At 64.7% G+C, this 6,795-nt stretch carries 5 protein-coding genes and 1 pseudogene; 3 read left to right on the forward strand and 3 right to left on the reverse strand.

Going from position 1 to position 6,795, the window contains the following annotated elements:
* Positions 1–307 precede the first annotated feature (307 nt).
* Positions 308–1,069 (forward strand): hypothetical protein, encoded by a 762-nt coding sequence (locus LP52_RS27405; protein WP_157036382.1) that lies wholly within the window; start codon positions 308–310, stop codon positions 1,067–1,069.
* 393 nt (positions 1,070–1,462) lie between these two features.
* Here LP52_RS27405 and LP52_RS27410 read toward each other — a convergent pair whose 3' ends face one another.
* From LP52_RS27410 to LP52_RS18250, 3 genes and pseudogenes are all read right to left on the reverse strand, one after another.
* Complete coding sequence (locus LP52_RS27410) at positions 1,463–2,140, reverse strand: transposase (RefSeq protein WP_157036383.1); 678 nt, start codon at positions 2,138–2,140, stop codon at positions 1,463–1,465.
* A gap of 106 nt (positions 2,141–2,246) precedes the next feature.
* Positions 2,247–2,882: pseudogene (locus LP52_RS27415) on the reverse strand (ISL3 family transposase); the annotation flags it as partial.
* Positions 2,883–4,597: 1,715 nt separating this feature from the next.
* A complete protein-coding gene (locus LP52_RS18250; RefSeq protein WP_040275247.1) occupies positions 4,598–5,977 on the reverse strand; it encodes a hypothetical protein in 1,380 nt (459 codons plus the stop codon).
* 253 nt (positions 5,978–6,230) lie between these two features.
* On the opposite strand from LP52_RS18250, the gene LP52_RS27420 reads away from it, so the two are divergent.
* Together LP52_RS27420 and LP52_RS28470 are read left to right on the forward strand one after the other, a co-directional pair.
* Entirely contained in the window at positions 6,231–6,491 is a 261-nt protein-coding gene (locus tag LP52_RS27420) for a hypothetical protein (RefSeq protein WP_157036385.1), read from the forward strand.
* Between the two features lie 74 nt (positions 6,492–6,565).
* Positions 6,566–6,795, forward strand: a 230-nt coding sequence (locus LP52_RS28470; RefSeq protein ID WP_040275248.1) for a hypothetical protein, incomplete at its 3' end; no start/stop codon positions are given.

The raw sequence follows: 6,795 nt of genomic DNA on the forward strand, positions 1-6,795 counted from the left end.
CTCAAGATCACGCCAGTCGGTGTAGCGACGTCCGCGTCCCTGGCATCCTCCATCAGCGCCCTCGTGCTTCCGCACCGCGACATTGCCGAAAGGGTTCGCTCCTGGCAGTCCGGCCGCGCGACGTGCGACGGCACTAGGCAGGCGCTTCGCCAGTGTCGGGCTGGGGCGGTGTCACGCGTGAGTAGGGGCCACACCAGACCGCCATGCAGCCCCAGATGGAGGCAGGTGAGGAGAGAGTCCGCTGAGTTGACCGTCGAAGATCGGGCGCCCGTTCTGCGCGGCGTTGTCCGTGCCGGACAATAGGAGCGTGCAGCATGAGCGAGCCGAACAGTACGGCAGGTGCGCGGTCGTCTTGGATGTCGACCTTGACGTCCCCGGCGCCGCCGCCATCTTCGACCAAGCGTTGACGAACGGTCTCACTGCGATCGTGGCCCACGTCTGGCCTGGGGACGAGAGTCAACGTCTCAAGAACGGTCACGACCGAATGAAATCGGCTTCACACCTACTAGATGTCATCACTGAACGGTGCATCGAAGATGGACAAGGTCAATTGCTTATCCCCAATAATCAGGACAAGACGCATCTGTCTGCGGACGTGGCGAATTTGCGCGATGCACTAGACCAGACTCAGCGAGTGCGGCACGGTCGAGATACAGGAACACTCACAAAACAGCAAGTCACGGCCCTTCTCGGGCTTGACGAACACGTATGCCTGCGCCAAGTAAGCGACGAACGACGGGAGTCCGACTGGGTCAAGAACGAAATTCGTGATCGATATGAGCAGCGGCGCGCTGCTGACTACCTGGAGCTGATCGGCCAAGAGGAGGTCGACAGAAGGATCGTGCTCGCAAGCGACCACGTGGCTGCCCACCCCGACGACCTTGTCGAGGGCAAAGATGTAGTGACATGTCCGGTCTGCAATCGTGAGACCCTCGCAGTGACCGGCATCGACGACTTCGGTGTCGGCTACGGTCCAGGCACCTGTCTGGCTTGCTCATACGTCTTCAGCTCGCACGCCGCCCACGAAGAAGCCCTGAGCCATATGCTCTCCCGTCATTCCAAGGACTAAACCAGCCTTCCGATGACTGAACTCGGGTAGTGAGCCGACACATCTCGGGCCTGGCACGCACTCCATCACGGCACGACAAGCCGTCCGGAGGTCCGGCCGACCGCTGCCGGAGCGCACCTTGTTGCTTGACCGGCCTCTCCCAGCGCTGCTTCCGGCCGAACGCCGCGGCGAGCTCTCCGCCAGCCGGCAGGGGACCGACCTCACCGCGATGCGTTAGTGCCCAGTTCCAGGCCTTGACTTGGATGGACGGTACGACCGCTCCTCCAGCAGGGGCGGGTGACGGGGCTGTACCGTTCGCATCGCCGACAACTTGAGGTCCTCCACGGATGCGGTGTCAACATCGCTCGGAAACGGGTTCTGGCACGGATTCGGTGAAGCCTTCCTCTGGTCCGATTAGGCGGCAAGCAGCACGCGCTTGCGCAGCAGGTCCGGATTGGCGCGTCCATACATCTGACGTTTGAGCATCTTGAGCCGGTTGACGTGGCCTTCGACCACGCCGGAGCTGTGCGGCAGGGTCAGCCCAGCCACGACGGCGTCCCAGTCGCGGCGCAGGCCGCGGACGAAGGAGTCGAGTTCGAGGATCCATTCGCCCCGGGCCGCCTTGGTCCGCTCTTCCCACCGATGGCCCTGCCGGTGGGCCATCATGCGCGCGAAGCCCTGGACGCGCTCGCTGAGGCGCTGAAGTTCGGGACAGGCATCCAGCACCGCTTTGAGCTGGAGCTGCTGTTCCTGGTCGAGGTGGTCGGGGTGGCTGAGGAGCCAGGCGGTGACCTGGCGTACTGTGATCGGCCGGGCCGGTGCCGGCGGGGCGGCGTCCGAGCGCCAGGGCCGGATGTAGTCGCGCACGCTCGCATCACTGCCCCCATAGCCCTGCTGTTGGAGCTCATTCCAGAGCACAGCGGCGTTGGTGCACCCCTGGGTAACGCGCTCGCCCAGGTAGGCGTCATAGCCCGCCACGTGGCGGGGGCGTTTGCCGGTACCGTCGCGAGCCAGCAGATCCTCGGCGGCGGGTGCGCAGGCAAAGCGGTGCACAGTGTTGCGCGCGAGGCCGAGTTCGCCGACGATCTCCATGAGGGTGTGCCCCCGGTTCAGCAGGTCGTGGACCTGCCGGTGACGCCGGCGGGTGCGCTCGGCCAGCGGGCCCTGCCTGATCCCTGAAGAGGCGGGGCCGACCGGCTCAGCGGTCGGTGAGTTCCATGCCGGTTCGGTCGTGGTGCGGGGGAAGTTCCGACGGTGGCAGGCGACAGCGCTCGAGGGCCGCGGCGAGATTCTGCCAGAGGTGGAACCGGTCGGCCACCTGCACCGCTTGTGGTGCGCCTTGGGTGATGCCGTCGGCGTAGCACCCGGCCCGGTCCCGGCAGACGACCTCCACTCCGGGGTTGCGGATCAGCCACTCCTTGAGGGCGTGGGCCGAGCGTTCGGGCAGCAGCTCCACCGGGCGCCGGGTCTGGGCATCGACCCGCAGGGGCCCGTAGACGTGGCCTTTGCGCAGGGCGAAGTCATCGACACCAAGCACGCGGGGGACGGAGATCTCCGGCTCGTGTTCGGTACGCACCTGGCGCAGCAGTGTCATCCGGCTCACGGTTGCGGCCAACCGCGCGGCCAGGCGTGCTCCGGCGCGCCCGCCCAGTGCCATGCCGATGCCGGCGAGTATGTCGCTGAGCCCCCGGCTGCGGCGGGCGTGGGGCACGGTCAGGCCGGGCACCTGCTCGGCGAAGATCCGACGGTCGCAGACGGGGGCGTCGCAGAAGAACCGGCGGACACGCAGGTGGATCAGCACTTCCTGGCCGGAGACGGGGGTATCGGCGAGGCGGCGCGTAGCGGCTGTGCACGCGTGTCGACCGGGTCGTGCAGACCGGGCACGCGGCCGTCTCTGCGCGGGTGGCCGCCACGATCCGCACCGTCGAACCGGTCCGGTACACGTCGTCGATCCGCACCTTGGCCAGGTGCGGGAAGAGAAGGGTGAAGAGGGAGGAGAGCGACACGCCGCATCATCGCGGGATCAGCCCGGCGTCCGCAGGCGATTCACCGAATCTGTGCCAGAGCCCATTTTCGAGCGACGTTGAAGGATAGCGACTTCGATCTGGCTCGCAGGCGGGTCGGCGACCCTCGCGCGTGACTGCGGCATCCAGTTGATCGAAGACAGATTGGAAGCCGAGACCTACGAAGGCGCGGCCATCTTCGGGCTGGAGTGACGGAGACCGCGCCACCAGTCAGTGCCAGGATATTCAGCGCCCTGGCGCTGCGCCCAGCAGCGGGGTCTCCCCATCACGACGCCCGCATCGCCCAGGATCTACTTAGCGCCGAGAAGGTCCGCCGCTGATCGTGCTGGGCGACGCCGCATGCGGCACCGGTGAGTTCCGCACTGTGCCGCGCTGCTGGCCATCGGGCGGTGCTCAAACCAGCGCCGCTGAAATTGCAAACGAAGGGGGCGCCCCAAACAGGCGCGGGGCACCCCCTTTTTGTCACTCGATCAAGCCTGGCGCTGCCATAATCGCGGCAATGGCACCGGAAGAACTAATGAACGCCGCCACTACAGTGAGCAGACATGTCGGCCAATTGTTCCCGTTCTCCCTCATTAGAAGCAGAACGAACATCGATACGGCTAGGGAAGCAACAATCAAAAGGTACACTTACAATTCCGTTGACTAGCGCGCCCCTTCCTCATTGCTAAGGAACACCCCAGGGCGAACGACGGTTTCTCGTGTGCGCCTTCCCCAAACCGCACACACCTGGCAAGCGCATCTTAGCGGACATGGCCACGCACCGCAGTCATTCACTCAGAAGTAGATTGCCTCGCAGCGCTAGTTGTTCTGTCCAGTGAGGTTGGCAACGCGGCTGGCGGGTGAGCCTCCGACGGCGGTGTGGAACCGATAGAATCTCCTATGTCTCGTCAAGTGGGCGGGACGTGGCGCCCGGAGGCGCGCCACTCCAGCAAGCCTTCGGTTAGACGGTAGACGCGGCTGGCTGTGGGAGCGCAGGACGCGCACCGCGTCCATGGCCATCACGCAGTAGTCGCCGCGGCAATAGGCCATGACGTCGGGGTCCCAACCCCCGGTCGACCGCACCACTCCGGCACCGGAGCGCCCGCCGGAGTCGGCACCACCCGGCGCGCTAGATTGCGGGACTCATGACACCTGCCCGCGCTCGACCGGCAGAGGCGCGAGCCGGTGCTGCAGAACCTGCGCAGCGCCGCACGAGCAACTGAGTGCACGATCCAGCTTCCAGAGCGGGCGGCCTCTGCACGGGATACTGCTGCGCCTGCAATATCCCTCGGTCATTGTAGTCACCAGCTTCGCCGCGATGATCCTGGTCGGCACCGGCCGCCTTCGTCCACCCGCTGATCCCGGCGGATTCGGCACCGCACTAGTTGCGCACCCTCAACTGGAGCGTTCTATGTCAGGAGAGAATTGCTCATACTCCACGTCGTCGGTTCAGTAGCCGTAACAAGCACCGAGTAGCTGCAAGATTGCGGCGCAACGCCGCGCGAACCGCGATCCGCTGGCTAGCTTCCGTCCACAGCAGGTACTACGGTCGCGAACCCCGCGGCCACGCGTCTACGGCCTCCTTAGGTCGATGTCGCTGTAGCCATTTGCGCGCGGCCGCCTCACCGAAGCCGTGCGACCGGAGAACGTCGAGGGCAGCCGTTCGAGCTTCCCGGTCCCGGTCATTGTGGTCCAGATGTTCCTTCATGCGCGTCACGACATCGCCTCGGTCGTAGTCATACCGACCGTTGACCTTCTGGGCGAACCGCGGGAGGAGCTTGTAAAAGCGACGTTCGCTTATCCCGATCTGCGTCCACGGGTAACGCTCCGGGGCTTCGAACTTTCTGTGTTCCTTGACAGCGATGCTCGCCTTGCGGCGCACGTACCGGCGGGTTGCCTCCGCACCCTGGGCCGGGTCGAATCCGGGGTGGGTCAGTTGTTCGAGCAGTGTCGCGGCTGCAAAAGCACTGGTCGGAGCACGCGTCTCACGCTGAATACGTTCGACCTCTCGCGGATACGCCCTGGCGACGGCCTTCGCCAGGGCTGGCGCGGTTCCGTCGATGTAGCCATGCCAGTACCCTTTCAAAAGGACCTGGCACGCGATTTCGTAAGGCGTCGATACGGCATCAAGGGTGATTGTCGGCGTGCCGTGGCTGTGGATAGTCTTCGCAATTTTGTTCCATGGCCGGTCGATAGGGCGGTGAACTTCCTCGGTCCATATACGTGCGGTAAATGCCCAGTCTGCCGGTTGGCGTGTCATCGGAACCATCGTCAAGATGGGCTCGACGGCCGCCAGCGGTGCGTCCTTGTCTCCGGTCATAGTACTGTCCAGTAGGAGTTCGAGGAGTCGCCCTTCGTCCTCGGTCTCACCCGTCACCCAGATGAGACGGCGGGCGATTTGGATCCACCACCCGTTGACAGGAATCCCAAGAATCGGGACGCTAAACCGAATAGCAGGGTCCATGACCCGGCGCATAAGTTCTATTCGCTGCTCGTGGTCCACAGATATGCCGAGCCACCGAAGGACGTAGTCTTTCGCTAGGCCCCCAGTCCGCGATGTCTCGGCGAGGAGCTGGCCAGCAGTCCAGAGCGCTTCCGCGACAGGTGCTGCGTTCGGTGCCAGCTGGCTCAAGGACGAGACTTGCAGGGCAGAGGCCGTCTCGGAGTTAACCGGATCGGGGACCTCCCATACTCCTGCGGTAGTTTCCATCGAGCCAACCTGCATGTCCGGGACATCCACGAAGGGCAACCCGTTGGACTCGATGACCGAGGTCGTCCGGCGCAGCGGATGAAAGCTGCGGCCCGACAGAACTTCTATCTCGCGGCCAGCTTGGGCGAGCATGTTCTCCAACACACGCCGATCAGTGCTGCCGCTGATCTTCTGAGCCGCCTCGTCGACGAGGCTCTCGGACCAATGTCCCATCTGGGCAGTATAGGAGGGCGTGGAGAATCTTCCAGCAGGTTGGATGAAACATCGCTCGGGTCTTGCCGTCCCGGCCAGATCTCGGCGTGACTGGCGCCGAGCAGATCGCCCCAGGCTCTCCGATGCCGCACCAGCGGGGGATGCTGTCCGCTCAACTGAGGCGAGCCAAGAGCCGCCACCGCGGTTCCTCGATGTGGCCTGGCCGATAGCACCCTCGCGCGGCGAAGCAGGGGCTCAGGAGCGGCTGGACATCGTGAAGCGGGGACAGAGTCTCGGATTCAGCGCGTTGATCGTGACGCTGGCAGCGATCGTGGCGCTCGCTGCGATCGGCTACCCCTGGGTCGCTGGCATCGTGGCCACCACCGGGCTGACAGCGATCGTGTCGATCTTCGTGACCGGTCAGTATCAACCTGTTCCGGTTCGTATTCCTAAGGGTGTGCCGCACCAACCAGTTCAGTTACCTCGACAAGACGTGCCCGACACTCCTCCGCCTCCCCAGGGGCCGATCGAGTAGTAAGGCCCGAGCCAAACCTTCGATCCGATTGTTGCTCGTTAATGAAGCGAAAAGCAGCAGCATTCAATGTACTAATGAGCAGGTTGGCGTCGAGTCAAACTACTGTTGCGTCCCGGCTCTGGTGCAGGCTGTATTACCTGTCGCCGGCGGCCTTCAACCGTCCCGCCGACGGGGAGGCTGCCGCGGAGGCGAGCGCCGAGTTCCGCCGGCGCCGCGAGTTCACCCGAAACTCCGTGCTCGGCCTGTCGACGCCCCTCAACCACCAGTCGGCGCTGGCGGTTTCGGCCGATGAGCGCCGGCGCCA

Source organism: Streptomonospora alba (assembly GCF_000826685.1).
Taxonomy (GTDB): Bacteria; Actinomycetota; Actinomycetes; order Streptosporangiales; family Streptosporangiaceae; genus Streptomonospora; species Streptomonospora alba.